Source organism: Tabrizicola soli, assembly GCF_015999335.1.
Lineage (GTDB): Bacteria > Pseudomonadota > Alphaproteobacteria > Rhodobacterales > Rhodobacteraceae > Tabrizicola > Tabrizicola soli.
This window is the reverse complement of sequence record NZ_JAEACP010000003.1, coordinates 83,414-107,371: the sequence shown is the minus strand read 5'-3', so window position 1 is coordinate 107,371 and position 23,958 is coordinate 83,414. Positions and strand designations below refer to the sequence as shown.

Here is a 23,958-nt window from a genome sequence, read left to right as displayed (position 1 = left end):
GATCTTACGCCACTGTCCGGTCAGGTGCAGCGGGATTTCGCGGGGCGCGGGTCAGGCGGCCGTGGCCGACAGGAAGCCGCGCAGACGTTCGCTTTGCGGGTTGCCGAACAGGGTGGCGGGCGGGCCTTCCTCCTCGATCCGGCCCTTGTGCAGGAAGATCACCCGGTCCGAGCAATCGGCGGCCAGCTTCATGTCATGCGTCACCAGAAGCATCGTCCGGCCCTCGTCGGCCAGGGCCTTGATCACGCGGACCACTTCCTGCTCCAGCTCGGGGTCCAGCGCGCTGGTCGGCTCGTCGAAGAGAAGCGCGCGCGGCTCCATGCACAGGGCCCGCGCGATGGCCGCCCGCTGCTGCTGGCCGCCCGACAGCTGCGCGGGCCAGGCGTCGGCCTTGTCGGCGATGCCGACCTTGGCCAGATAGTGCCGCGCCTTCTCCTCGACCTCCTTCGGGTCGCGGCGCAGGACGGTGACCGGCGCCTCCATCACGTTCTGCAGGATGGTGAGGTGCGACCAGAGGTTGAACTGCTGGAACACCATCGACAGGTTGGTGCGGATCCGCGTCACCTGCGCCCGGTCGGCCGGGTGCCGGTTCAGCCCCTCGCCGCGCCAGCGCACCGCCTCGCCCTCGAAGCGGATCTCGCCCTGCTGGCTGTCCTCCAAGAGGTTGCAGCAGCGCAGGAGGGTGGACTTGCCCGAGCCGGATGAGCCGATCAGCGAGATCACATGGCCGCGCGGCGCGATCAGGTCGACGCCTTTCAGCACCTCGAGCGGGCCATAGCTCTTGTGCAGGTCATGGATTTCGATGACCGGGGGATCGGAAGGGGTTTCTGGCATCTGGCTTGCGGTCTGGGGGCGTCTGGTCCGGCAGTAGGGCAGGGAATCCGCGCCATTGCAACGAAGATTCGGGCGCTTTACCAAGCGGACGGTGGCAATCTGATCAGTTTCCCGGCAGAACTGCCGGCGGGGCCGGCGGATTTGGCACCGCGAGGTAGTCCGCCAGCGGGATGCGCACCAGGCCGCGCAGGCCCAGGCACTGCCGGTCCTCGGGCGACAGCGCGGCGATGGCCTCGGTCACGGCTGCGAAACCCGCCGCCACATCCGCCCCTCGCGCCGCGATCAGCGGCAGGCCGGGGGTCGGATCGGTCATCCCCACCACCTTGAGCCGCGTCACGGCCGTCTCCACCGCCTGCAAAAGCCGCCAGGTCACCGCATCCAGCGCGGCGATCTCGGCCCGGCCCTCCGCCACCGCCTGCGCGGAAAGGCGATGCCCCCCGCTGCGCAGGACCGGCACCAGCCGCAGGCCAAGCTTCGCCGCATGGTTCTGCGGCGCGGCCCAGCCCGACTGCGACAGGTCCTCGTTGAAGGCAAGGCGCGCGCCGTCGAACTCCTCCACCCGGTCGCGGCGATCATCCGCGCGCGCGACGAGGACCGAGCGGTAATGGCCGGGCGCGCAGCCCTCGATGCCGTAATCCGGCGTGCCGACATAGGCCACGCGGTCCTGCAACCGGGCGCGGAACGGATAGCCGCAGGTCTGCGACAGCACCAGCTCCGGCGATTGCCAGGCGGGCCAATAGGCCGCCTCGCCACGGGTCAGTTCCTCGGGGGCGGCAAGGCCCCTGGCGCGCAACCCGTCGCGGATGCCCGCCCAAAGCCGGTCGTTCGCGGCCATGGCGGGACCGAAATCATACATGCCCAGGCTGGCGATCATTCCTCGGCCTCGCGGCGTTCCGCCCGCTGCCGCGCCCGGGCGGATTCGACATCCGTCAGCCCCAGCAGGCTGGCGACCATCCGCATCAGCCGGTCCTCCTCGGCGTCGCGCAGCCCGTCGGCCAGCGCCACCGACCAGAGCGCCGCCATCAGGTCGGCCCGGTCCTCCAGCGCCACCGCCGCCTTCAGCGCGCGGGTGAAGCGCACGGTGTCGGGCGCCTGCCGCTCCAGGTCCTCGGCCTCGGTCCGCAGGCGCGCGGCCTCGAAGGGACCGAGCCCGTGGTACTGCGCCAGCGTGCGGTCGATCCGCTCCACCTCCTCGGCGGCGTAAAGCCCGTCGGTCCGGGCGATGCGCACCAGAAGCGCCGCCAGCGCAAGGCGGGCGTCGGGTTCGGGGAGGCGGGCGGGGTCGGGGGCGAGCAGCCGGCGGAGAATGTCGATCATTCGGGATATCTAGGTCCTGGGCGCAGGCTTGGAAAGGCTGGCGAAGCGGCGGGACAGGGCCGCAAGCTCCTCCTCCAGTCCGAAGGGCGGGTTGACGATGAAGAGGCCCGACCCCTCCATCCGGTGCCCCTCGCGCACCGGGGGAAAGCGGACCTCGTGGCGCAGGCCTTGGGGAAAGGCCGCCTCCAGCGCCTTCAGCATCGGTCCGTGCGGCCCGCCCTTCAGGATCGGATACCACAGGATCAGGATGCCCACGTTCCACTTGCGATGGATGTTCGCCATATGGCGCGGGATGGCGTCATAATCGGCCTTCACCTCCCAGGAGGGGTCGATCAGCATCAGCCCCCGGCGCGGGGTCGGGGGCGTCAGGGCCAGAGCCAGCTCGAATCCGTCGCGCTTGTGGACATGCGCGCCCCAGTCCCTTGCGGCGTCGCGCAGATGGCCGAACTCCTGCGGGTGCAGCTCGGCCAGGTGGATCGAATCCGTCTCGCGCAGTCCCAGCGCGGCGATCAGGGGCGAGCCGGGATAGGCCCGCGCCCCATGCGCGGCGCGCGCCTCGTCCAGGCGCTGGCGATAGGGATGGTCGGGGGGAAACAGGGCCTCGGCCAGCGCGATCCCCGCCGCCGCCTCGCCGGTCCTGACCGCCTCGTCGGCCCCGAGATCATAGACCCCGCGCCCGGCATGGGTCTCGATATAGGTCAGCGGCTTCGACTTGCAGGTCAGGTAGTCCAGCACCCAGGCCAGCACCGCGTGCTTCTGCACGTCCGCCAGGTTTCCGGCGTGATAGAGATGTTGATACGAGAGCATGGGCCTGCCTACCGCGCCCGCCCCGGCTTGAAAAGCCCGCAACCGGGTTGTGCCTGTGACGTTGTCCGCGTAACTACCAGTCGAACCGGAACGCGACAGGCGGAGACAGCATGGAAATCTTCACCTACGAGGGCTTCATCGCCCTTCTGCAGGTCATCGGCATCGACCTGGTGCTTGCGGGTGACAATGCCATCGTGATCGGCCTCGCCGCGGCCGGGCTGCCTGCCCATCAGCGCGGCCGGGCCATCCTTGTCGGGATCGCCGCCGCCACGATCATGCGGATCGGCTTCGCGCTGATCACGACGCAGCTTCTGGCGATCGTCGGCCTTCTCCTCGCGGGGGGAATCCTGCTCCTCTGGGTCTGCTGGAAGATGTGGCAGGAGCTGCGCGCCGGGGCGCACGAACATGACATCGAGGCGGTCGAGGCACTCGTGAACGAGGACCTGGACAAGGACGGCGCCGTGGCCGACGACGCGCCGCGCAAGACCTTCGCCCAGGCCGCCTGGCAGATCGTCATCGCGGACGTCTCGATGTCTCTGGACAACGTGCTGGCCGTGGCCGGGGCGGCCAAGGATCATCCGACGGTGCTGATCATCGGCCTGGCCCTGTCGATCGCGATGATGGGCTTCGCGGCAAGCTTCATCGCGAAGCTTCTGAACAAGCACCGCTGGATTGCCTTCGTCGGCCTGGCCATCATCGTCTATGTCGCGCTGAAGATGATGTGGGAAGGTTGGCACGAGGTGGAGCCGGTAATCCTGGGGATGCTGGGCTGACCACGCGGGCGGTCTGGCCGCGTCTTGGAAAATCAAGGGCTTGCGGGCGGACATTCAGGGGCTATTAACCAAAGGGCCGGGGCCGCAGGGCATCCGGCCCTCTGTTTGGGGCGGGCAGGGTCGATCCCGGTGAAGCGCCGCGCTCCATTTCCCGCGGCCCTTTCCCTGTCGCCTGCTTTACGCGCTGGCGAGCATCGGCCCGCCGAACGCCGATATCGGGGCCGGTCTCGCCGGTGACAGGCCCCGGGTGACGATGGGGCCGACGGGCCCCATATCTGACGCGGAAAGCCTGGCCTTGCCGGTCTGTCCCGGCGGTCAGGCTAGAACAGCTTGTAGGGACAGAGCGGGTCGAACCGCAGGTCGTCGATGGCCACGCCGCCAAGGTCGAGGTTCTGCAGCAGTACCCCCGCGATCATCGCCTCGGCCTGGCCCGACTGGATGTACCCCACCGCGATCGGCCCCTCCGGGTTGTACGAGCGCATGAAGTTCGCCAGCAGCCGCCCCTCGACGTCAAAGAAGCGCAGGTTCAACGAGCCCTCGGGCTTGCCGCGCAGGATCGTGTTGTTCACCTCGCCAAAGCGCGACATGCCGTCGATCGCGCTGCGGAAGGCCAGGTAGCAGACTGGCGGATCGAAGCTGAGCGCCAGCGTTCCCGTACCCGGCACGCCGCCGGGCCCGACGCCATGCAGGGCGACGGAATTCCAGTGGCCCTCGTGCCGGAAAACCAGGTCGCCCGGGGCGGGGGCCGGCAGTGCGGTCAGGGGCGCATCGGGCGAACTGTCCTCCAGCACCTCGTGCCAGACCAGCATGTCATCCTGCCGCGCCATCAGGCTCTGACCTGCAAATCGCTCGCCGATGGCGAGGCCGGGATAGACCAGAAGGCCGCCCAGAACCTGTGCGGGACGTTCGAAATCCAGCACCAGGGGAATGGTTTCCGCGACCTCGGCGTAGGAGATTTCCTTGACTGAAACGGTCTCGGCCCCGGCCGGGTGGCACAGGAAGAAGAAGATGCTTGCGCGCGCGATCATGCCCGGAGCCTGACACCGGGCACCTGCCTGGGCAAGGGGCGGCAAGGCGAAACGAAAACGGGCGGCGCGAGGGCACGCGCCGCCCGTGATCCTGCTTGCGTCTGATCAGAACGCGCCGGTCAGGGCGGCGTTCACCGCGCCGTGGCGCGGGTTGAAGATCGAATCGGCGACGCTGTTCAGCGGCGCTTCGGTGCCCTTGCCGCCCAGCGGCAGCGTCAGCCCGATGCGGACGGTGTCGAGGTCGGTCGAGCCGAGCCCCGAGACCTCAAGCTCGGTGCGCGCCAGTTCCAGCGACACGACCGAGGCCATGCCCGTCATCTGCGACAGGTCGTAGCCGACGCCGAGGCCCATGGTGGTCACGTCAAGGTCCAGATCGTCCTGCGACGTCCGGCTCACGCCGCCGAACAGCGAGAACTGCTCGTTGATGTCGTAGGCGGCGGCCAGGCCGAGCATGTCGACGTCGGCGTCGGTCCCGCCAACGTCAAGCGTTGCGCGCAGGAAGGCACCGCCGATGTCGAGGTTCGGCATCGCGGCATATTTCACCGTCAGGCCGAGATTGTCGATGTCGACGCCCAGGTCCGGGCTGGTCGAGGTGCGGCCGAGCGACAGGCCCAGGTCCCAGCCTCCGGTGGCATAGCCGATTTCCGCGCCGATGGACTTCAGGGAGATATCGAACGGAATCATGGCGACGTTGAGGGTCGTCTGCCCGGCGTATGCACCGAACGAGAGGCCGTTCGACAGTTTGTAGCCGACGTCCAACTCGACGTTGGTCCCGCTGACATCCATCGGCGTGCCATCGACTCCAAGGTCGATATACCCGGCCTCGACGCCGAAGGTCATGCCGTTGGCGAAGGCGAAATCGACGCGGCCGTCAAGGGTCGCGGTCGAAAGATCCTGGTCGATCTCGTCGACGGAGTGCTGGCCGAAGCCAAGGGTAACACCACCCGACATGTCCTGCGCAACGGCGAGGCTGGGTGCGGAAATCGTTACAAGCAACAGTGCAAGACTGCTCTTCATGGCACAGTTCCCTAGGGTAAAAGTCGGGAAGATCCCGACGGTTAATCTGTATTAACAAAGTATTAAGTCGTCGGCCCCATACACAAGTTGCGATGTTATCATATCCGAATGTATGTTCGCTGATGTGGCAGATAAGGCATTGTTTTCCAGCCCAAAGGCGAGCAGAAACACCACCTTTCTACCCTAGGTAGTCGACCCGCGAAGGGCCTAGACCAGACGCGAATTCTCGACCGCGGCGCGCACAAAATCGGCGAACAGCGGGTGCGGGGCAAAGGGCTTCGACTTCAACTCGGGATGGAACTGGACGCCGATGAACCAGGGATGGTCCTTGACCTCGACGATCTCGGGCAGGCGGCCGTCGGGGGACATGCCCGAGAACACCAGCCCGCATTTCTCCAGCTGGTCGCGGTACTGGATGTCGACCTCGTAGCGGTGGCGGTGGCGTTCCTCGATCACCGTGGTGCCGTAGATCCGGGCCACGGCGGAGCCGTCCTTGAGGTTCGCGGTATAGGCGCCAAGCCGCATGGTGCCGCCCTTGGCGTCGTCGGCCTTGCGCCGCACGGTGTGGTTGCCCTGGACCCATTCCTTCAGGTGGTAGACCACGGGGGTAAAGCGTTTCGCGCCCTTTTCATGGTCGAATTCCTCGGACCCGGCATCCTTGACGCCGGCGAGGTTGCGGGCGGCCTCGATCACCGCCATCTGCATGCCGAGGCAGATCCCGAGATAGGGGATCTTCTTTTCCCGCGCGAAGGTGGCGGCGCGGATCTTGCCCTCGGTCCCGCGTTCGCCAAAGCCGCCGGGGACGAGGATGGCGTGGAAGTTCTCCAGCCAGGGCGCCGGGTCCTCGCGTTCGAAGATCTCGGCGTCGATCCATTCGGCGCGGACCTTGGTGCGGTTCGCCATGCCGCCGTGGGTCAGGGCCTCGGCGATGGATTTGTAGGCGTCTTCCAACTGGGTGTACTTGCCGACGATGGCGACGCGGACCTCGCCCTCGGGATGGGAGAGGCGGTCCATCACGTCTTCCCAGCGGGCAAGGTTGGGCTTCGGGGCGGGGGTGATGCCGAAGGCGTCGAGGACCGCCTGGTCGAGGCCCGCCTGGTGGTAGGCGAGGGGGGCCTGGTAGATCGTCTTCAGGTCGTAGGCGGGGATGACGGCCTCTTTGCGCACGTTGCAGAAAAGGGCGATCTTCTCGCGCTCGCGGTCCGGGATCGGGTGTTCGCTGCGGCAGACGAGGACGTCGGGGGCGAGGCCGATGGACTGGAGTTCCTTGACGCTGTGCTGGGTGGGCTTGGTCTTCAGCTCGCCACTGGCCGCGAGGTAGGGCAGCAGCGTCAGGTGCATCAGGATCGACTGGCCGCGCGGGCGTTCGTGGATGAACTGGCGGATCGCCTCGAAGAACGGGAGCCCCTCGATGTCGCCGACGGTGCCGCCGATTTCGCAGAGCATGAAGTCGACCTCCTCATCGCCGATGCGGAGGAAGTCCTTGATCTCGTTGGTGACGTGGGGGATGACCTGGATCGTCTTGCCCAGATAGTCGCCCCGCCGCTCCTTCTCCAGCACGTTGGAATAGATCCGGCCCGAGGAGATGCTGTCGGTCATCCGGGCGTGCACGCCGGTGAAGCGTTCGTAATGGCCGAGGTCGAGGTCGGTCTCGGCCCCGTCGTCGGTGACGAAGACCTCGCCATGCTCGAAGGGCGACATCGTGCCGGGGTCGACGTTCAGGTAGGGGTCGAGCTTGCGCAGCCGGACGGTGTAGCCGCGGGCCTGCAGGAGCGCGCCGAGGGCGGCGGAGGCGAGGCCCTTGCCGAGGGAGGAGACGACGCCGCCGGTGATGAAGATGTATCGCGCCATGGCCCTGGCCCCCGTGTTTCATACGCGATTCGGAACGGTGGAATCGCTGCACCACGGGAGTCGTCCTATAGCGACTTCCCGCAAGATAGGCAACGCCCGCCGCTAGATCATGCGGGCGGTGCCAGGCTCAATCCAAGCAGTTGTGGCGGATATGCGCCCGCTCAGGGATTGGTCGCCGGAGCTGTCGCGGGGGCCGGCGCATCCGCGCGGGGCGGGGTGGCGGGCGCATCGCCGGTCGAGGGGGGCAGGAGGTCGCCGCCGAGGGCCGGAGTCGCGGGGGCTTCGGCCGGGGCCGCATCCGTCGCGACGCTGTCGACGACCGAGCCGCCCTGGCCGCCACGGGTGGCAAGCACGGTCAGCGCGATCGAGGTCACGATGAAGGCGGAGGCGAAGATCCAGGTCAGCTTGGTCAGCGCCGTGGCCGCGCCGCGCGCCGAGACGGTGCCGCCCCCGCCGCCGATGCCAAGCCCGCCGCCCTCGGAGCGTTGCAGGAGCACGACGCCGATCAGGAGGAGCGCGAGGATCAGGTGGATGGTGAGGACGACGTTTTCCATGGGGCTTCCCGCAAGGTGACGCGCCTATCTAGGCGGAAGGGCCGGGGGGCGCAAGGGTCTGTTCCCGGACGGGGGAGCCGCCACGGGGGGCATCGAGCCCCCCGCGGCGGCGCTGCCGCGGACCCGTGCCGAAGGGGGCGCGCCGGGAAGGGGCCGGCTGCCTCCGGCGGGAGTTTCGGCAAAGGAGCAAGATCAGGGCCGGTCCAGGTGGACGGCGGAAAGCTTGTTGCCGTCCGGGTCGCGGACATAGGCGGCGAAGAAGCCGGGGCCGTAGGGGCGCAGGCCCGGCGCGCCCTCGTCGCTGCCGCCATGGGCGAGGGCGGCGGCGTGGAAGTCCGCGACCGCCGCCCGGCTGGGGGCGAGGAGGGCGGGCATGGTGCCGTTGCCCGGGGTCGCGGGCCTGCCATCGAAGGGCAGCGTGATCCAGAGCCGCGTCGTGCCGTCGCCGGGCAGGCCGTAGCCGACTTCGGTCTCTTCCGTGGCGCGGCGGACCAGGCCCAGGGGCGCGAGGGCGGCGTCGTAGAAGCGGGCGGCGCGGGGCAGGTCGCCGGTGCCGAGCGTGAGGTAGAGGAAGGTCTCAGCCATCGACCTCGTCCGTGGTCTGCTGGCCGGAAAGCCGCTGGCGCAGGATCGACCAGGACATGCCGATGCCGAGGATCAGCGACAGGACCAGAATCGCAAGCCAGGTGTTCAGCGCCGAATTGTCCAGCCCCAGCAGGCCCCAGTCGGTCAGCACCCAGAGCCCGGCGGCGAAGATCGCGGCGATGACCAGCGCGCCGACCAGGCCGATGGAGCGCATCGTCGCCACGACATAGACCATGGCTGCCACCGCCAGGATCAGGCCGAGAAAGACGATCAGCGGCATCTGCCGGTCCCACTCTGCCCGCGCCCAGGTGACGTAGTTCCAGGAGGTCGGGTTGAAGATCGCCGAGATCAGGAGGAAAGCGCCCAGCCAGCGCAGCAGAATACCCATGGTCATGCCCTGAAGGAGTTTCGGTCCGGGCCATGCTAGCCAAGGCGAGGGCCGGGGACCAGTCGGCTGATGCGGACCAGGGGTCGCTTCGCGGGCATGGGGTCGGTGGCGCGGCGGAAAATAGGCGCAGGGGATGGGAAGATGCCGGGAAGGGTCGCCCGGCGGGACGGCGGGGATCCTGTGCGCTGTCGACAGGGCGTCGCGCATGGCGGGCTGCACGGGGGACCGCGCGGTCCGGGTCGCTTCCGCCGCAGTTGCCTTGTCCCGTCACGCGGGACGGGAAGCTTTGACATCCGCTTTGCGGGCACTCGCCAGGAAGCCGGGCCGTGTCGCGGGTCAGTGCATCGCCGCGGCAGGGGCGGTGCGGGCCATCACATACCGGCCGCAGGGCCGGAATGTGCCGGCGAAAGCGGCCGGGGTGCGGCTCCATGAATACCGCCCCGGTCGCCGGGGCGGAGACGCCAGCCCCGCCGGACCGCCCGGCGGGATCGCGGACCCAGACTTCCGGCCGGGAGGCGTCAGGCGCGGCCGGGCGGGTCCAGGTCTTCGCCGTCCTCCCCGCTGATGCGGCCGGACTGCGGCGGCAGGAGGGCCAGCACCGTCTCGGAGGGGCGGCAGAGGCGGGTGCCGAGGGGTGTCGCGACGATCGGACGGTTCAAGAGCACCGGATGCGCCGCGATCGCGTCGAGAATCTGCTCCTCGGACAGCGCGGGATCGCCGAGGCCGAGTTCGGTGAACAACGCGCCCTTCTCGCGCAGAAGCGCGCGCAGGGGCTGGCCCATCGCCCCGGCCAGTGCGCGGATCGCCTCGCGGTCGGGCGGGGTCTTCAGGTATTCGACGACAACGGGCTCGATCCCGGCCGCCCGGATCAGGGCGAGCGTGTTGCGCGAGGTGCCGCAGGCGGGGTTGTGGTAGATGATGGTGTCCATGATCCCTGTTACCGCAGATCCGCAACGGAGGCATGGCGCAATTGCAGGGTTTCCCCTGCGGGCGGCTGTCGCTATACCCCGCGTGGTTTGACAGACTCGGGGATTGAACATGGCCAACGTCGTCGTCGTGGGTGCCCAATGGGGCGATGAAGGCAAGGGCAAGCTGGTCGACTGGCTGTCCGAGCGCGCCGATGTCATCGCGCGCTTTCAGGGCGGGCACAACGCGGGCCATACGCTGGTCATCGGCAACACGGTCTACAAGCTCTCGCTGCTGCCATCCGGCATCGTGCGCGGCGGCAAGCTGTCGGTGATCGGCAATGGCGTGGTGGTCGATCCCTGGCACCTGGTGGCCGAGATCGAGAAGCTGCGCGACCAGGGGGTCGAGGTCTCGCCCGAGAACCTGATGCTGGCCGAGAATGCCAGCCTGATCCTGCCGATCCATGGCGAGCTGGACCGCGGCCGCGAGGCGCAGACGACGGTGGCCAAGATCGGCACCACCGGCCGCGGCATCGGCCCCGCCTATGAGGACAAGGTCGGCCGCCGGGCGATCCGGGTGGCGGACCTGTTCGATTCGGCGACGCTGGACACCCGGATCGGACGGCTCCTGACCCATCACAACGCGTTGCGGGCCGGCCTTGGGCTGGAGCCGGTCGATCCGGCGGCGCTGAAGGCGCAGCTCCTGGAGATCGCGCCGAAGCTGAAGCCCTATGCCGGGCCGGTCTGGAAGGTGCTGACCGAGGCGCGGCGCGCGGGCAAGCGGATCCTGTTCGAGGGCGCGCAGGGCTCGCTCCTGGACATCGATTATGGGACCTACCCTTACGTGACCTCGTCGAACACCATCGCGGGGCAGGCGGCGACGGGCACCGGCGTCGGACCGACCGCGATCGACTTCGTGCTGGGGATCGTGAAGGCCTATACCACCCGCGTCGGCGAAGGCCCGTTCCCGGCCGAACTGCAGGACGAGGACGGCCAGCGGCTGGGCGAGCGCGGGCATGAATTCGGCACCGTCACCGGGCGCAAGCGGCGCTGCGGCTGGTTCGATGCGGTGCTGGTGCGCCAGACCTGCGCCACCAGCGGCGTCTCGGGCATCGCGCTGACCAAGCTTGACGTGCTGGACGGGTTCAAGACGCTGAAGATCTGCGTCGGCTATGACCTCGACGGCATGCGGCTGGACTATCTGCCCACCGCCGCCGACGAACAGGCGCGCTGCAGGCCGATCTACGAGGAGCTGGAGGGCTGGTCCGAGACCACGGCCGGCGCGCGCTCCTGGGCCGAACTGCCGGGGGCGGCGATCAAGTACGTCCGCCGGATCGAGGAGCTGATCCAGTGCCCGGTCGCCCTTCTGTCGACCTCGCCGGAGCGGGACGACACGATCCTGGTGACCGACCCCTTCGCCGATTGATGGTGCGCATCACGCTGCTTCGCGGGCTCTCCGCGGCGGCTGGGAACGGGGGGCCGGAATGGCGTTGAGCTATAAGGCGCGCAGGCGCTGGGCGCTGGTGATCCTGCTGATCGGCCTGCCCGCCTATGTCGTGGCGGCGGTGACGCTGGTCGGGCTGATCGAGCGGCCCTCGGTGCTGGTGGAACTGGCGATCTATGTCGGGCTCGGCTTCCTCTGGGCCTTGCCCTTCCGCTTCATCTTCCGTGGCATCGGCCAGCCCGATCCCGACGCCCCGGCGCAGCGGGAGGATTGAGGCCGGCCGGATCTTGGCGAGACAGGGCGACCAGCTCGATCCCGGGATTCAAGGTGTGCGGGTGCTGGCCTGCCCAAGAGGGCCGGCGGTGATCCCGGTCGGCTGGATGAAGCGATCCATGTGCTGGCAGAACTGGCGACCCGATGTCGGGCCTCGGCTTCTTGTAGGCCCTTCCTTCCGTAGCATCGGCCAGCCCGATCCCTGGGACGGTGGGGCCCGGCCGGGCCTCAGGCCATGCGGCGGGCCTCGGCGAGATAGGGCGAGTGCTCGGCCAGGACATAATGGCCGCGGCCGACCTTCTCGATCCGCCCGGTGCGCAGGAGCGTGCCGAAGCTGCGCAAGCCTTCCTCGCGGCTGATCTTCGTGCCGCCCGCGCTGGCCAGCAGGCGGCGCATCAGCTGCGGCCGGGTGAACTGGCTGCGGTTCTCGACGCAGGTGGCATAGGCGGCGGCCGCTTCCAGCATGTCGACCATCGACTTGACGCCCACCTGCTCGGCAAAGCGCAACAGGCCGGCGGCGTCCGCATCGCTCAGGTCGTCGGCGAGATCGTCCTCCTCCTCCGCATCGGCCGGGCCCGAACGCTGTTCCAGCACCAGTTTCTTTGCCGGCAGCGTGGTCACCGCCGCAGCGCCCGCGCCGATCGCGCCGGTCAGGCGGCCGCTGCGCAGGCCGACCTTGGGTTGGGCGGCGGGGGCGGCAGCGGCGGGTGCCGCGGGGGTGGGGGCGGGCGGCTGGATACGGTCGATCCGCTGCTCGGACACCAGGACCAGCGGCGGCGGGCTGATCATGCCCGGCCGGATCGTGCCGGGGCGCGGGTCCTGCGCGCGGACCGAGACCGTCTTGCGGCGCGGCTTGACCTGCGGTTCGGGCTTCGGCGGGGCGTCCGGCTCGTTCTGGGCCAGATCGTCGCGATAGGGGTTCTGCCGGGCCTCGGCCGAGGGCTTCGGATCGGCCCCCGCGGCGCGGTCGGCCTCGGTCGCGGCGACGGCGGCCTTCAGATGGGCGATGGACTCCAGCCGGCGGCGATTCTCGGAATCCGACATGACGTCGTCGGCCTGGCGCAGGAGGCGGGCGAAATCCGCGTCGCCACGATCCCGGGGACGGATCGCGTTCGGGTCGCGGGCCGCGGCATCTTCGGCCGGATGAAGGCGGACGACACGCGAATTGACCCGCTTGCTCCGGCTTTTCGGCGCGGAGTCGGAGGCCTCTGCGGCTTCGGCCGATGCAGCGTCCACCGGGGCAGCGTCCTGCGGGGCAGCGTCCACCGGGGCGGGCGACAGGTCGGCGGAGGATCCCTCGGACGGGCCGGCCTCGGGCAGGGGGTCCTGAAGCAGCGCATCGGTCAGCGACAGCGGCGCGTCCGGCATGGCCTCGGGCAGGATGTCGGCGGCTTCGGCGGGAAGCGGCGTGGGTTCCTCGCTGCGCTCTGGCCGATCCTCGACAGGGCTCTCCACCGTCTCGACGGTCTCTTCGGCGACCGGGGCGGCGTCGATCACCGGCTCGGGCCCGGCCACCAGGTCGGCGGAAAGGGGTTCGGCCTGGAGGGCAACAGCCGGAGTCCCGGTCGCGCCCGGCGCAGGCTGGGGGAGGCCTTCGTCGAGGAGGGCGACAGCCGGGGCTTCCGCCACGGGGGGTTCCGGGGCCAGGGGGGGCGCAGGGGGTTCGACCACCGGCGCGAAGGCCTCGGGGGTCAGGGCCGAGGGGTTCGCCGACTGACGGATACGCGCGAGCTTGCTGGCGACGCCCGAGGGGATCAGATCCTGCAAGCCGGGAGCGATCTCCGGGTTGGCGTGCGCCCGCCCGGCCGCTTCGCCCGGATCGCCGGCCGGCCGCGGCCGGGTGGTGACGCGGCGGATCGGACCGGCCTCCTCCGTCGGGTGGAGGGCCACGGCATTCTCGCGTACGCGGCTGTCGGCGAGGCGGCCGACCTCACGCTCGGCGATGCGGTGCAGCATGGCCGCATCGGGCTGCGGCGGCTCGGCCCCGAAATAGCGGTCCTCGGCCGCCAGGTCGCGAAAATATTCAGCGATGGCTTTCATGGTGTTGAACGGGTCGTCGAACCCCTCCAGCGTGCAGCTGAAGGTGCCGTAGGACACCGTCAGGATCTTGCTCTCACTGGCCATGACCGGACCGCCTTTCACATTCTACCGCAGCCTATCTTGCAGATCGGCTGTCCTAATCCATGGACAGACATGGGTAATTTGATGGATTGATTGTGGCCGGGGCCAGAGAATCCTGCCTTATTTGGAGACAGTCCTACATGAAGCCGCCGATTGTCCAGACTTCAGCGGGGGTGACGCTCGCGGGGGGCGGGCCTTTCGGGGCGCGGGACCTGGCGCTGTGCCTGGCGCGCGCGCCGGTGGCGGTGGCGGCGGACAGCGGGGCCGACCGGCTCCTGCGCCTGGGCACCATGCCCGAGGCGGTGATCGGCGATTTCGATTCGCTCTCGGCGGCGGCGCGGGCGGCGATTCCCCCGGCGCGCCAGCATCATCTGGCCGAACAGGCGACCACCGATTTCGACAAGGCGCTGCGCTCGGTCGAGGCGCCCTTCGTGCTGGCGCTGGGCTTTGCCGGGGCGCGGCTGGACCACGGCCTTGCGGCGATGAACACGCTGGTCACGCGGGCCGAGCGGGCCTGCATCCTGATCGGGCCGAGGGACCTGGCCTTCGCCGCCCCGGCGCGGCTGGAGCTGGAGCTTGGGCCCGGAGAGCCCTTGTCGCTGTTTCCGATGGCGCGGGTGACGGGGCGCAGCCGGGGGCTGGAATGGCCGATCGAGGGGCTGGAGCTGGCGCCGCACGGGATGATCGGCACCTCGAACCGGGTGGTGGCGCGGCGGGTGGCGCTGGAGTTCGACGCGCCGGGGATGCTGGTGATCCTGCCCCGCCGACGGCTGGACGCGGCGATCAGGGCGCTTCGGTCAACGCCGCCGTAGCCGCCGAGGCCGCCGTGGCCGCCTTGTCGCGCGCCGACAGCCGCTCGCGGTGGATGATGTAGAGGCCCGAGGCGACGATGATCGCGATTCCGGTCCAGGTCACCGCATCGGGGAAGTCGTCGAAGATCAGGTAGCCCAGGATCACCGCCACCACGATCTCCGAATAATGCAGCGGCGCCAGCGTGGCCGAGGGTGCGTATTTCAGCGCATAGGTCATGCTCATGTGGCTGACCGCCGCCCAGAAGCCGACCCCGAAGAGCCAGAGCCAGTTCCAGCCCTCGGGCCAGAGCGGATCCAGCGGGCCGATGCCCGAGCCGTCGAAGGCGACCATCACCGGCAGGCAGAGCAGGAGCCCGGTCCAGGAGGTGTGGAACTGCATCGCCACCGGATGCATCCAGGCCGAGACCGCCCGCGTGACCAGCATGTAGAAGGCAAAGCAGAAGGCGGTGCCAAGGGGCCAGAGCGCCACCAGGCCGAAGACCTGGATCGAGGGCTGGATCACCAGGAGCGCGCCGCCGAAGCCGACCGCGCAGGCCAGGATCCGGCGCGGGCCGACATGGTCGCCGAAGATCAGGCTGCCCAGGATCAAGAGGATGAAGGGCTCGACAAAGGCGATGGCGAGCGCATCGGCGATCGGCATGACCTGGATGCCGGAGACGAAGGAATAGGTCGAGACGATCAGGAAGAAGGCGCGCAAGAGGCTGTAGACGAAGGCGCGCGGCGTGAGCCGCAGGCTGAGGCCCATGGCCAGGACCACGGGCAGCATCAGCGCGCCCTGCACCAGAAAGCGCGCGGTGGTGATCTGGCCCACCGGCATGCCGTTCTCGGCCGCCAGTTTCGACGCCACGTCCAGAAGCGGCGCGATCATGCAGAAAAGGAGCATCAGGACGATGCCCTGGAGTGTGGTGTCCCTGGCCATGCCCTTGACTAGCCTGCGAAACCGGGGCCTGCCAGCCTGAAAGCGACATCGCGGGCGTGGCGGCGGTTTTCATGCGGAGCGCGTTCCGCGCAAGTCTTTGGTCTCGCCTTCGCGCGTGAAGAACGCGCGAAAGCTCGGTGTCGGGGGCGCTTCGCCCCCCGAACCCCCCGAGAGTATTTGACCAAGAGGAAGTCGGCTTCCTCTTGGCGGAAATACTCCCGCCGGAGGCAGGCTGCGTCCGGGGGCCGCGTCTCAGCAGTTCGGGACGTTGACGGCGAGCCCCCCGAGCGAGGTTTCCTTGTATTTCTCGTTCATGTCGAGGCCGGTCTGGCGCATGGTCTCGATGCAGACGTCGAGCGAGACGAGGTGCTGGCCGTCGCCGCGCAGCGAGAGGCTCGCGGCCGAGACCGCCTTGATCGAGCCGAGGCCGTTCCTTTCGATGCAGGGCACCTGCACCAGGCCCTTCACCGGGTCGCAGGTCATGCCGAGGTGATGCTCCAGCGCGATTTCGGCGGCGTTTTCCACCTGTTCCGGCGTGCCGCCCAGCACGGCGCAAAGACCGGCGGCGGCCATGGCGGCGGCGCTGCCGACCTCGGCCTGGCAGCCGCTTTCCGCGCCCGAGATCGAGGCGTTGTGCTTGCAGAGCCCGCCGATCGCCGAGGCGGTCAGGAGGAAGTCGCCGACCTTCGCCACACTCGCCCCCGGCACATGGTCGAGCCAGTAGCGGATCACCGAGGGCACCACGCCCGCAGCACCATTGGTGGGCGCGGTGACGACCTGGCCGCCGGCGGCGTTCTCCTCGTTCACCGCCATGGCGTAAAGCGACATCCAGTCGTTGATCGTATGCGGGGGCGTCAGGTTCAACCCGCGCTCGGCCATCAGCGCATCGTGGATGCCCTTGGCGCGGCGGCGCACCTTCAGGCCGCCGGGCAGGATGCCCTCGCCCTTCATGCCGCGGTCGATGCAGTCGTTCATCACCTGCCAGATGCGGGCGATCCCGGCGTCGAGCTCGGCGGCGGAGCGGAACTTCAACTCGTTCGCGCGCTTCATCTGGGCGATGGTCAGGCCGGATTTCCGCGCCATCTCCAGCATCTCGGCGGCGGTCTCGAACGGATAGGGCACGTCCGCCCGGGCCTTGGCCTTGGCGCCCCCGGCCTCGGCCTGTTCGGCCGCGGTCAGGACGAAGCCGCCGCCGATGGAGTAATAGGTCTCCTCCAGGATCACGTCGCCCTGGGCATCGGTGGCCTTCAGGATCATGCCGTTGGCATGGCCGGGCAGCGCGGGGCCGAAGTCGAAATGCAGGTCCTTCACCGGGTCGAAGGCCAGCGGCGGCAGCCCCGGCACCTCGATCATCCTGGTGTCGCGGATGCGGGCAAAGGCGGCGTCGGCCTTTTCGGCGTCGTAGGTATCGGGCAGAAAGCCGGCCAGCCCCAGGATCGTCGCCCGGTCCGTGGCATGGCCGACCCCGGTGAAGGCCAGCGAGCCGTGCAGCGAGGCGCGCAGCCCGTGGAAATGGAAGGGCGAGGCGCGCATCGTGTCGAGGAAGCGCGCGGCGGCGACCATCGGGCCCATGGTATGGCTGGAGGACGGGCCGATGCCGACCTTGAACATGTCGAAGACGGAGAGGAACATCAGGTACCTGGCTTGGTGAAGGGGTGGGGGCCGAGACGGTCCGAGACCGCGACACGCTGCGCGGCAGGGCGCGCCTCATGCGCGGCGAGTACCGCCTGCAGATGGGGGAAGTCGGCAAGGGCGATGCCATGCGGCGCGGGCGGCAGCAGGATCAGCCAGCGCACCAGCACGCCGATGTAATAGCCCAGCACGCCGGGGTGGTCTGGCGACAGCCAGCGCGGGGCCTGCGTGGCGATCATCGTCTCGATCAGGCCGAGGCGGGCGGTGATCTGCTCTTGCGCGACCTCCTGCGCGGCGGCGGAATTCGCCTCTCCGGCCGGGCGGTGCGGGTAGAACATCGCCAGCGCCGCCTGATGCAGCGCGTTCGAGGTGAAGAAGAGCCAGGACAGGAACGCCCCCCGGTCCGGCTCCTTCGGTCCGGGGCCAAGCCGGCCGGTCTGGTCCACCAGCCACAGAAGGATCGCGCCGGTCTCGAAGATCGGGCCGCTGTCGGTTTCCAGCGCGGGGATCAGGCCGACCGGGTTCACCTGGCGATATTCGGGCGTGGCCAGCGCGCCGCCGTCGATGTCGGCCAGCGCCAGCGTATGCGGCAGTTCCAGCTCCTCCAGCGCGAAGCGGATGATCGTCGAGGCGAAGTCGGGCGCGTGGTGCAGGGTCAGGGTCACAACACGCTTCCTTCCGGCGGATTCGGCTGTTCGGGCCGGGTGAAGGGATGCGGGCCCAGCCCCTCGGCCCGGGCGACGACGGGGGTCTCGACCCGCGCCTCCTGCGCGCGGGCCAGCGCCTGCAGGGCCGGGAAGGCGGAGGCGTCGAACCAGCGCGGCCCCTGCGGCGGGTAGAGCGCGGCCCAGCGGGCCAGCACGATCGTATAGACCCCCAGCGGCGTCGCGGCGGCAAAGAGCTGCGGATGCTGCAGCGCCGCCGTCTCGAGCAGCGCGAAATGGCGCAGCATCCGCGCCGCGATGATCTCGTGATGGCCGCGATGCGCCTCGGCCGGGGCGTATTGATGCGGGTAGAAGATCTGGCGCAGGTCGGCATGGGCCGTGTTCGACAGGAAGAACAGCCATTTCAGGAACAGGGGCCGGTCGGGATGGCCGGGGGGCGGGGCCAGCTGGTGGGTCTCGGCCAGCCACAAGAGGATCGCCCCGGTCTCGGAAATCGGGCCCTGCGGCGTCTCCAGCACCGGGATCAGGCCGGTGGGGTTCAGCGCGCGATAGCCGGCGCTGTCCTGCTGCCGCTTCGTGCGGTCCACCAGCGCCGTCGCATAGGGGATGCCGGCCCCGTCCAGCACGAGGCGGACGATCAGCGAGGCATTGTCCGGGGCGTAATGCAGCAGATACATCGGGGTCCTGGGCTTCGTCAGGCGGCAAGGATGCGGCAAGCTATGCCGGATCGTCGGGTCAAAAGCGACTCACTTTGGCGGATATGGTGCGATTGCGCGGATTAACCTTTTCGCAACCCTGATGCGCAAGTCTGCCCGGGACACGAGATCGGGAGGCAGGCATGGTTCGGATCATGGCGGCACTGGCGCTGGCGATGCTGTTCGCGGCGCAGGGGGCCTTTGCGGAAGACGGCGGGGATCCCCTGGCCGAGGCGATGGAGCGCAACCCGGAGCGTCTTGCCGCCCGGCTGGTGGATCTGGTGGCGGGCTTCGGCGGGCCTGCGGGCCTGACCGCCGCGGGGATCGAGGAGCATATCGCGCTGGAACGGGCTGCGGCCCGCGCCTCGGCGCTGCGGCGGCTTTGGGCGATGGACCTCGATGGCGACGGCACCGTCCTGCGGGCCGAGCTTTCCGTGTCGCAGCGCGCGGCCAGCGCAAGGGCGCGCGGGCGGATGGAGCGGCAGTTCGCGGCGGCCGACCTGAACCGCGACGGCACTCTCGACGGGGCCGAGATGGCGGCCGAGGGCCAGGCGGCCGCGCTGGCCGCACTGGACGAAGGCGAGGCGGCGCTCCTGCGCGCAAGCCTGCGGCTGGACGGCGACGGCGATGGCGCGCTTACGGCCGTGGAGGTGCGCGCCGCCCTCGCGCGGCTCGACCAGGAGGCGTGAGGGGCGGGGCAGAACCCTCTCGCCCTTGCCGGACCTTTGCGTTATGCCGGGGAAAACCAACGGAGTCCCGCCATGACCGCCGAGCTTTCGCCGATCGACCGTGCCAAATACGCCGCCGCGCGCCGGTCGGTGGATTTCGTCGAGGACGGGATGAAGCTCGGCCTCGGCACCGGATCGACCGCCGCCTTCATGGTGCGCGCCCTGGCCGAGCGGGTGAAGGCCGAGGGGCTGAAGCTGACCTGCGTCGCCACCTCGTCGCGGACGGCCGACCTTGCGCGCGAGCTTGGGCTGACCGTGGTGGGCCTCGACGAGGTGCGCTGGCTGGACCTGACCATCGACGGCGCGGACGAGTTCGACCCGAACCTGAACCTGATCAAGGGCGGCGGCGCGGCGCTTCTGCAGGAAAAGATCGTCGCCACCGCCTCGGACCGGATGATCGTCATCGCCGATGCCGCGAAGGCGGTCGCCCAGCTGGGCGCCTTCCCGCTGCCGGTCGAGGTGGTCCCCTTCGGCTGGCAGACGACGAAGGCGCTGATCGAGGAGACGCTCTACAGCCTCGACGTCCTCAACCGCGACGTCGCGCTGCGGCTGGACCAGGGCAAGCCGCTGCGCACCGACGAGGGGCACTACATCCTCGACCTCGACCTCAGGCGCATCGGCAACCCGCGCCAGCTGGCGCTGGTCCTGAACCAGATCCCCGGCGTGGTCGAGAACGGGCTGTTCGTCGACATCTGCGACATCGTGGTGGTCGGCAACGGCGACGGCAAGGTCACGGTGCGCGACATCAACTCGGGCCGGATCGAGGATGGCCAGGTCGACCTCGGCGAGGGGGCCAACATCTTCGCCGATCTCGGCGACTAGGGCCGGCCCCTGGCCATCGAAAGGCGGGAAAACATGGCTTTCGACTACGATCTCTTCGTCATCGGCGGCGGCTCGGGCGGGGTGCGCGCGGCGCGCGTCGCCTCGGGCGAACATGGCGCGAAGGTGGGCCTGGCCGAGGAGAGCCGCATGGGCGGCACCTGCGTGATCCGGGGCTGCGTGCCGAAGAAGCTGATGGTCTTCGCCAGCGCCTTCCCCGAGACCTTCGAGGAGGCGCGCAGCTACGGCTGGGACCTGGGCGACGCGCTTTTCGACTGGTCCGCCTTCCGCGCCCGGCTTGAGGCCGAGCTCGACCGCCTGGAAGGGGCCTACCGCAACACGCTGCAGAATGCCGGCGTCACCATCCACGACACCCGCGCCACGCTGGTCGATCCCCACCGTGTCCGCCTCGCCTCGGGCGAGGAGTTCTCCGCGCGCCACATCCTGGTCGCCACCGGCGGCTGGCCCTTCGTCCCCGAGATTCCGGGCCGCGAGCTTGCCATCACCTCGAACGAGATGTTCCACCTCGACGAGCTGCCCCAGCGCGCGCTGGTGGTGGGCGGCGGCTTCATCGCCAGCGAATTCGCCTGCATCCTGCACGGGCTGGGCGTCGAGGTCTGCCAGTACTACCGCGGCGCGCAGATCCTGCGCGGCTTCGACGACGAGGCGCGCGGCCATGTCGCCACCGCGATGCAGGCGCGCGGCATCCAGATCCATTGCGGCACCGACGTCATGCGGCTGGAAAAGACGCCCACCGGCATCCGCGCCGTCGCCACCGACGGCACCGAGCGCGAGTTCGACCTGGTGCTCTACGCCACCGGCCGCCGCCCGAACACCGGGGACCTCGGGCTCGAGGCGCTGGGCTTGACGCTCGGCCGCCATGGCGAGATCCCGGTCGACCGCTTCAGCCAGACCGCCGTGCCTTCGGTCCATGCCGTGGGCGACGTGACCGGCCGGATCAATCTGACCCCCGTCGCCATCCGCGAGGGCCACGCCTTCGCCGACACGATCTTCGGCGGCCGCGCCACCGCCTTCGACCACGAGCTCGTCGCCTCGGCCGTCTTCACCCAGCCCGAGCTCGGCTCGGTCGGCCTGACCGAGGAGGCGGCGCGCGAGCAGGAGCCGGTCGAGGTCTATGCCACCGCCTTCCGCCCGATGAAGACCGCTTTCGCCGGCAAGCCCGACCGGGTGCTGATGAAGCTGATCGTCTCCCAGGCCAGCCGCAAGGTGCTGGGTTGCCACATCGTCGCGCCCGAAGCGGGCGAGATGATCCAGCTTGCCGCCATCGCGATCCGCATGGGGGCGACCAAGGAAGACTTCGACCGTACCTGTGCCGTCCATCCGACCATGTCGGAAGAGCTGGTCACGATGCGAAAACCCACGAGAACCGCCTGATTGCGGCATCACGGCGGCTTGATTTCCGCTCCGCGATGCACAGCTAAGGCAGTGATGCGAAAAGAGAGGTTCTGATCCATGGCAGGAAGTGGCGGCCCCTGGGGCGGCGGTGGCGGTCCCGGCAATGACGACCGGGGCGGCAGGGGCAATGGCGACGGCGACGAGGACCGTCGCGGCGGACGCCCCGGACCCGGCCAGGGCGGGCCGCAGATTCCCGAGATCGACCAGCTGGTCAAGCGCGGGCAAGAGCATCTGCGCGTGCTGATGGGGGGCCGTCCCGGCCGACCCGGCAGCGGCGGTCCCGGCGGCGGCGGCCCGGTCGTCACCCGGCAGGGCCTCATGCTTGGCGGGCTTGCGGCCGTGGCGCTCTGGGCTTTCATGTCCTTCTACACCGTCCGGCCCGAGGAACGCTCGGTCGAGCTGTTCCTGGGCGAAAGCTCGGGCGTCGGCAATCCGGGCCTCAACTTCGCGCCCTGGCCGGTGGTGACCTATGAAAAGGTCCAGGTGACCGGCGAGCGGATCACCGACATCGGGACCGGGGACGCGGCGAACGACTCGGGCCTGATGCTCACGCGTGACCAGAACATCGTCGACATCGGCTTCCAGGTGGTCTGGAACATCGCCGATCCCGAGCAATACCTGTTCAACCTGGCCGACCCCGAGGATACGATCCGTGCGGTCAGCGAAAGCGCGATGCGCGACATCGTGGCCCGCTCCGAGCTGTCGCCGATCCTGAACCGCGACCGCGGCGTGATCGCCTCCGATGTGCAGGCCCAGGTGCAGGCGACGCTGGACAGCTACAACGCCGGGATCAGCGTGATCCGGGTGAACCTGCAGCGCGCCCAGCCCCCGCGCGAGGTGATCGACGCCTTCCGCGAAGTGCAGGCCGCGCAGCAGCAGCGCGACACGCTGGAGAAAGAGGCCGACGCCTATGCCAACCGCGTGACCGCCGGTGCGCGCGGTGCCGCGGCGCAGCTTCTGGAGGAATCCGAAGCCTATCGCGCCCAGGCCGTGAACTCGGCCCAGGGCGAGGCCGCGCGCTTCGTCTCGGTCTACGACGAATATGTCAACGCCCCCGAGGTGACCCGGCGGCGGCTTTACCTCGAAACGATGGAGCGGGTTCTGGGCGGCATGAACAAGGTGATCCTCGATGGCGTCTCGGGCGGCGAGGCGGGGCAGGGCGTGGTGCCCTTCCTGCCGCTGAACGAACTGGGCCGGATGACGCCGGCGCAAGGCGCGGGCGGCAATGCTGCGGGGGGGACCAACTGATGCGTGCGATGTATGTGATCCCCGCCCTCGTCGTCCTGGGCGCGCTGGCGCTGTCGTCGATCTTCATCGTCGACGAACGCAAGAAGGCGCTGGTCCTGCAGTTCGGCCAGGTCACCCAGGTCAAGGAGGAGCCGGGCCTCGGCTTCAAGATCCCCTTCGTGCAGGAGGTGGTCTATTACGAGGACCGGATCCTCGGCCTGCAGACCAACCCCTTGGAAGTCACCATGCTGGACGACCGCCGCCTGGTGGTGGACGCCTTCTCGCGCTGGCGCATCGTCAACCTGGTCGAGTTCCGCGAGGCCGTCGGCACCGGCGGCGAGACCCAGGCGCTGCGCCGTCTGGAAGGCATCGTGAACCCCGCGATCCAGGAGGTCCTGGGGTCGGTCCCGTCGAACCGCGTCACCTCCGAGGACCGCACCGGGCTGATGAACCAGATCCGCGACATCGCCCGCCGCCAGGCGGCCGCGCTGGGGATCGAGGTGATCGACGTGCGCCTGACCCGCACCGACCTGCCGGAACAGAACCTCGAGGCGACCTTCGCCCGGATGCGGGCCGAGCGCGAGCGCGAGGCCGCGGACGAGATCGCCCGCGGCGGCGAGGCGGCGCAGCGCGTGCGCGCGGCCGCCGACCGGACCGTGGTGGAACTCACCTCGGACGCCCGCCGCCAGGCCGAGGTCGTGCGTGGCGAAGCCGATGCCGAGCGCAACCGTATCCTGGCCGAAGCCTATGGCCGCGATACCGAGTTCTTCGCCTTCATCCGCTCGCTTTCGGCCTATGAGGCCTCGCTCAAGGGGGCGAATTCCTCGATCGTGATGCAGCCCGACAGCGAGTTCTTCGACTATCTGCGCAGCGATCAGGCCCCCGGCGCGGCCCCGGCGACGCCTGCTCCGGCCACCCCCAGCCCATGAGCTTCGCGCTTCTGGCGCTGGGCCTCGTGCTTGTGGTCGAGGGGCTGGTGCTTGCACTGGCCCCCGGCCGGATCGAGGATGCGCTGCGCCTGATGGCCAGCCTCGGCCTCGACCAGCGCCGGATGATCGGCCTCGCCGCGCTGGCGCTCGGGGTGGTGCTGGTCTGGCTGGTGCGGGCGGGATGACAAATGCCTTCACATGGCGTTGAAGCGGTGTGAC

26 protein-coding genes are annotated in these 23,958 nt (G+C 69.4%); 10 read left to right on the top strand and 16 right to left on the bottom strand.

The genetic code is table 11. From position 1 onward, the window contains the following. Positions 1–51 precede the first annotated feature (51 nt). The 4 genes from I7S92_RS03725 to rlmJ all read right to left on the bottom strand — a co-directional run bounded on the left by I7S92_RS03725 (position 52) and on the right by rlmJ (position 2,958). Entirely contained in the window at positions 52–834 is a 783-nt protein-coding gene (locus I7S92_RS03725) for an ABC transporter ATP-binding protein (protein ID WP_197642133.1), read from the bottom strand. 103 nt (positions 835–937) lie between these two features. Beyond that, entirely contained in the window at positions 938–1,708 is a 771-nt protein-coding gene (locus tag I7S92_RS03720; protein ID WP_197642132.1) for a phosphate/phosphite/phosphonate ABC transporter substrate-binding protein, read from the bottom strand. Next, positions 1,705–2,151 (bottom strand): tellurite resistance TerB family protein, encoded by a 447-nt coding sequence (locus I7S92_RS03715; protein WP_197642131.1) that lies wholly within the window; start codon positions 2,149–2,151, stop codon positions 1,705–1,707. The genes I7S92_RS03720 and I7S92_RS03715 overlap by 4 nt, the downstream gene beginning before the upstream one ends. A gap of 9 nt (positions 2,152–2,160) precedes the next feature. Further along, complete coding sequence (rlmJ, locus tag I7S92_RS03710; RefSeq protein WP_197642130.1) at positions 2,161–2,958, bottom strand: 23S rRNA (adenine(2030)-N(6))-methyltransferase RlmJ; 798 nt, start codon at positions 2,956–2,958, stop codon at positions 2,161–2,163. A 110-nt stretch (positions 2,959–3,068) separates the two neighbouring features. On the opposite strand from rlmJ, the gene I7S92_RS03705 reads away from it, so the two are divergent. Further along, positions 3,069–3,731, top strand: a complete 663-nt coding sequence (locus I7S92_RS03705) for a TerC family protein (RefSeq protein WP_197642129.1) — start codon at positions 3,069–3,071, stop codon at positions 3,729–3,731. Positions 3,732–4,051: 320 nt separating this feature from the next. Here the strand turns inward: I7S92_RS03705 and I7S92_RS03700 are convergent, their stop codons facing one another. The 7 genes from I7S92_RS03700 to arsC all read right to left on the bottom strand — a co-directional run bounded on the left by I7S92_RS03700 (position 4,052) and on the right by arsC (position 10,083). Then, on the bottom strand, positions 4,052–4,759 hold the full coding sequence (locus I7S92_RS03700) for a hypothetical protein (protein WP_197642128.1): 708 nt from the start codon (positions 4,757–4,759) through the stop codon (positions 4,052–4,054). 105 nt (positions 4,760–4,864) lie between these two features. After that, positions 4,865–5,776, bottom strand: coding sequence for a porin (locus tag I7S92_RS03695; RefSeq protein WP_197642127.1), 912 nt, complete (start codon positions 5,774–5,776; stop codon positions 4,865–4,867). Between the two features lie 207 nt (positions 5,777–5,983). Further along, positions 5,984–7,627: a CTP synthase gene (gene pyrG, locus I7S92_RS03690; RefSeq protein ID WP_197642126.1), complete on the bottom strand. Its 1,644-nt coding sequence runs from the start codon at positions 7,625–7,627 to the stop codon at positions 5,984–5,986. Between the two features lie 161 nt (positions 7,628–7,788). Then, positions 7,789–8,181, bottom strand: a complete 393-nt coding sequence (gene secG / locus I7S92_RS03685; RefSeq protein WP_197642125.1) for a preprotein translocase subunit SecG — start codon at positions 8,179–8,181, stop codon at positions 7,789–7,791. Positions 8,182–8,373: 192 nt separating this feature from the next. Next, positions 8,374–8,766: a VOC family protein gene (locus tag I7S92_RS03680; RefSeq protein ID WP_197642124.1), complete on the bottom strand. Its 393-nt coding sequence runs from the start codon at positions 8,764–8,766 to the stop codon at positions 8,374–8,376. Further along, a complete protein-coding gene (locus I7S92_RS03675) occupies positions 8,759–9,160 on the bottom strand; it encodes a DUF6524 family protein (protein WP_354001300.1) in 402 nt (133 codons plus the stop codon). The genes I7S92_RS03680 and I7S92_RS03675 overlap by 8 nt, the downstream gene beginning before the upstream one ends. Positions 9,161–9,672: 512 nt before the next feature. Next, a complete protein-coding gene (arsC, locus tag I7S92_RS03670; RefSeq protein ID WP_197642123.1) occupies positions 9,673–10,083 on the bottom strand; it encodes an arsenate reductase (glutaredoxin) in 411 nt (136 codons plus the stop codon). Between the two features lie 109 nt (positions 10,084–10,192). On the opposite strand from arsC, the gene I7S92_RS03665 reads away from it, so the two are divergent. Both I7S92_RS03665 and I7S92_RS03660 read left to right on the top strand, forming a co-directional pair. Beyond that, entirely contained in the window at positions 10,193–11,485 is a 1,293-nt protein-coding gene (locus tag I7S92_RS03665) for an adenylosuccinate synthase (RefSeq protein ID WP_197642122.1), read from the top strand. 58 nt (positions 11,486–11,543) lie between these two features. Beyond that, entirely contained in the window at positions 11,544–11,777 is a 234-nt protein-coding gene (locus I7S92_RS03660) for a DUF2842 domain-containing protein (protein ID WP_197642121.1), read from the top strand. 227 nt (positions 11,778–12,004) lie between these two features. On the opposite strand, the gene I7S92_RS03655 is transcribed toward I7S92_RS03660, so the two are convergent. Then, positions 12,005–13,900, bottom strand: coding sequence for a hypothetical protein (locus tag I7S92_RS03655; RefSeq protein ID WP_197642120.1), 1,896 nt, complete (start codon positions 13,898–13,900; stop codon positions 12,005–12,007). A gap of 137 nt (positions 13,901–14,037) precedes the next feature. Here I7S92_RS03655 and I7S92_RS03650 point away from each other — a divergent pair, with 137 nt between their 5' ends. Further along, positions 14,038–14,709, top strand: coding sequence for a thiamine diphosphokinase (locus tag I7S92_RS03650; protein WP_197642119.1), 672 nt, complete (start codon positions 14,038–14,040; stop codon positions 14,707–14,709). On the opposite strand, the gene I7S92_RS03645 is transcribed toward I7S92_RS03650, so the two are convergent. The 4 genes from I7S92_RS03645 to I7S92_RS03630 form a co-directional block, all read right to left on the bottom strand. Then, positions 14,681–15,628, bottom strand: a complete 948-nt coding sequence (locus I7S92_RS03645; RefSeq protein WP_242070060.1) for a DMT family transporter — start codon at positions 15,626–15,628, stop codon at positions 14,681–14,683. The genes I7S92_RS03650 and I7S92_RS03645 overlap by 29 nt on opposite strands. Before the next feature lie 252 nt (positions 15,629–15,880). Continuing rightward, positions 15,881–17,260, bottom strand: coding sequence for an L-serine ammonia-lyase (locus tag I7S92_RS03640; protein ID WP_197642118.1), 1,380 nt, complete (start codon positions 17,258–17,260; stop codon positions 15,881–15,883). After that, positions 17,260–17,925 (bottom strand): glutathione S-transferase family protein, encoded by a 666-nt coding sequence (locus tag I7S92_RS03635; RefSeq protein WP_197642117.1) that lies wholly within the window; start codon positions 17,923–17,925, stop codon positions 17,260–17,262. The genes I7S92_RS03640 and I7S92_RS03635 overlap by 1 nt, the downstream gene beginning before the upstream one ends. Next, positions 17,922–18,602: a glutathione S-transferase family protein gene (locus tag I7S92_RS03630; RefSeq protein WP_197642116.1), complete on the bottom strand. Its 681-nt coding sequence runs from the start codon at positions 18,600–18,602 to the stop codon at positions 17,922–17,924. The genes I7S92_RS03635 and I7S92_RS03630 overlap by 4 nt, the downstream gene beginning before the upstream one ends. Positions 18,603–18,763: 161 nt before the next feature. On the opposite strand from I7S92_RS03630, the gene I7S92_RS03625 reads away from it, so the two are divergent. The 6 genes from I7S92_RS03625 (at position 18,764) to I7S92_RS03600 (ending at position 23,924) form a co-directional block, all read left to right on the top strand. After that, positions 18,764–19,309 carry an EF-hand domain-containing protein gene (locus tag I7S92_RS03625; protein WP_197642115.1) on the top strand — a complete coding sequence of 182 codons (546 nt, stop codon included), beginning with the start codon at positions 18,764–18,766 and terminating at the stop codon, positions 19,307–19,309. Between the two features lie 72 nt (positions 19,310–19,381). Beyond that, the gene (rpiA, locus tag I7S92_RS03620) at positions 19,382–20,170 is read left to right on the top strand and encodes a ribose-5-phosphate isomerase RpiA (RefSeq protein WP_197642114.1); all 789 of its coding nucleotides are present in this window, start codon (positions 19,382–19,384) and stop codon (positions 20,168–20,170) included. Positions 20,171–20,203: 33 nt separating this feature from the next. Next, positions 20,204–21,562 carry a glutathione-disulfide reductase gene (gor, locus tag I7S92_RS03615; protein WP_197642113.1) on the top strand — a complete coding sequence of 453 codons (1,359 nt, stop codon included), beginning with the start codon at positions 20,204–20,206 and terminating at the stop codon, positions 21,560–21,562. 78 nt (positions 21,563–21,640) lie between these two features. Beyond that, the gene (gene hflK / locus I7S92_RS03610) at positions 21,641–22,831 is read left to right on the top strand and encodes an FtsH protease activity modulator HflK (RefSeq protein ID WP_197642112.1); all 1,191 of its coding nucleotides are present in this window, start codon (positions 21,641–21,643) and stop codon (positions 22,829–22,831) included. After that, positions 22,831–23,739 (top strand): protease modulator HflC, encoded by a 909-nt coding sequence (gene hflC / locus I7S92_RS03605; protein ID WP_386002259.1) that lies wholly within the window; start codon positions 22,831–22,833, stop codon positions 23,737–23,739. The genes hflK and hflC overlap by 1 nt, the downstream gene beginning before the upstream one ends. Further along, entirely contained in the window at positions 23,736–23,924 is a 189-nt protein-coding gene (locus I7S92_RS03600) for a DUF2065 family protein (protein ID WP_197642111.1), read from the top strand. Before hflC ends, I7S92_RS03600 begins: the two co-directional genes overlap by 4 nt. The last annotated feature ends 34 nt before the right edge of the window (positions 23,925–23,958 follow it).

What these genes read in the sequence shown, in the direction of transcription:
- I7S92_RS03725 (WP_197642133.1), bottom strand. Translation starts at nt 834, where the DNA reads ATGCCAGAAACCCCTTCCGATCCCCCGGTCATCGAAATCCATGACCTG.
- I7S92_RS03720 (WP_197642132.1), bottom strand. Translation starts at nt 1,708, where the DNA reads ATGATCGCCAGCCTGGGCATGTATGATTTCGGTCCCGCCATGGCCGCG.
- I7S92_RS03715 (WP_197642131.1), bottom strand. Translation starts at nt 2,151, where the DNA reads ATGATCGACATTCTCCGCCGGCTGCTCGCCCCCGACCCCGCCCGCCTC.
- rlmJ (WP_197642130.1), bottom strand. Translation starts at nt 2,958, where the DNA reads ATGCTCTCGTATCAACATCTCTATCACGCCGGAAACCTGGCGGACGTG.
- I7S92_RS03705 (WP_197642129.1), top strand. Translation starts at nt 3,069, where the DNA reads ATGGAAATCTTCACCTACGAGGGCTTCATCGCCCTTCTGCAGGTCATC.
- I7S92_RS03700 (WP_197642128.1), bottom strand. Translation starts at nt 4,759, where the DNA reads ATGATCGCGCGCGCAAGCATCTTCTTCTTCCTGTGCCACCCGGCCGGG.
- I7S92_RS03695 (WP_197642127.1), bottom strand. Translation starts at nt 5,776, where the DNA reads ATGAAGAGCAGTCTTGCACTGTTGCTTGTAACGATTTCCGCACCCAGC.
- pyrG (WP_197642126.1), bottom strand. Translation starts at nt 7,627, where the DNA reads ATGGCGCGATACATCTTCATCACCGGCGGCGTCGTCTCCTCCCTCGGC.
- secG (WP_197642125.1), bottom strand. Translation starts at nt 8,181, where the DNA reads ATGGAAAACGTCGTCCTCACCATCCACCTGATCCTCGCGCTCCTCCTG.
- I7S92_RS03680 (WP_197642124.1), bottom strand. Translation starts at nt 8,766, where the DNA reads ATGGCTGAGACCTTCCTCTACCTCACGCTCGGCACCGGCGACCTGCCC.
- I7S92_RS03675 (WP_354001300.1), bottom strand. Translation starts at nt 9,160, where the DNA reads ATGACCATGGGTATTCTGCTGCGCTGGCTGGGCGCTTTCCTCCTGATC.
- arsC (WP_197642123.1), bottom strand. Translation starts at nt 10,083, where the DNA reads ATGGACACCATCATCTACCACAACCCCGCCTGCGGCACCTCGCGCAAC.
- I7S92_RS03665 (WP_197642122.1), top strand. Translation starts at nt 10,193, where the DNA reads ATGGCCAACGTCGTCGTCGTGGGTGCCCAATGGGGCGATGAAGGCAAG.
- I7S92_RS03660 (WP_197642121.1), top strand. Translation starts at nt 11,544, where the DNA reads ATGGCGTTGAGCTATAAGGCGCGCAGGCGCTGGGCGCTGGTGATCCTG.
- I7S92_RS03655 (WP_197642120.1), bottom strand. Translation starts at nt 13,900, where the DNA reads ATGGCCAGTGAGAGCAAGATCCTGACGGTGTCCTACGGCACCTTCAGC.
- I7S92_RS03650 (WP_197642119.1), top strand. Translation starts at nt 14,038, where the DNA reads ATGAAGCCGCCGATTGTCCAGACTTCAGCGGGGGTGACGCTCGCGGGG.
- I7S92_RS03645 (WP_242070060.1), bottom strand. Translation starts at nt 15,628, where the DNA reads ATGGCCAGGGACACCACACTCCAGGGCATCGTCCTGATGCTCCTTTTC.
- I7S92_RS03640 (WP_197642118.1), bottom strand. Translation starts at nt 17,260, where the DNA reads ATGTTCCTCTCCGTCTTCGACATGTTCAAGGTCGGCATCGGCCCGTCC.
- I7S92_RS03630 (WP_197642116.1), bottom strand. Translation starts at nt 18,602, where the DNA reads ATGTATCTGCTGCATTACGCCCCGGACAATGCCTCGCTGATCGTCCGC.
- I7S92_RS03625 (WP_197642115.1), top strand. Translation starts at nt 18,764, where the DNA reads ATGGTTCGGATCATGGCGGCACTGGCGCTGGCGATGCTGTTCGCGGCG.
- rpiA (WP_197642114.1), top strand. Translation starts at nt 19,382, where the DNA reads ATGACCGCCGAGCTTTCGCCGATCGACCGTGCCAAATACGCCGCCGCG.
- gor (WP_197642113.1), top strand. Translation starts at nt 20,204, where the DNA reads ATGGCTTTCGACTACGATCTCTTCGTCATCGGCGGCGGCTCGGGCGGG.
- hflK (WP_197642112.1), top strand. Translation starts at nt 21,641, where the DNA reads ATGGCAGGAAGTGGCGGCCCCTGGGGCGGCGGTGGCGGTCCCGGCAAT.
- hflC (WP_386002259.1), top strand. Translation starts at nt 22,831, where the DNA reads ATGCGTGCGATGTATGTGATCCCCGCCCTCGTCGTCCTGGGCGCGCTG.
- I7S92_RS03600 (WP_197642111.1), top strand. Translation starts at nt 23,736, where the DNA reads ATGAGCTTCGCGCTTCTGGCGCTGGGCCTCGTGCTTGTGGTCGAGGGG.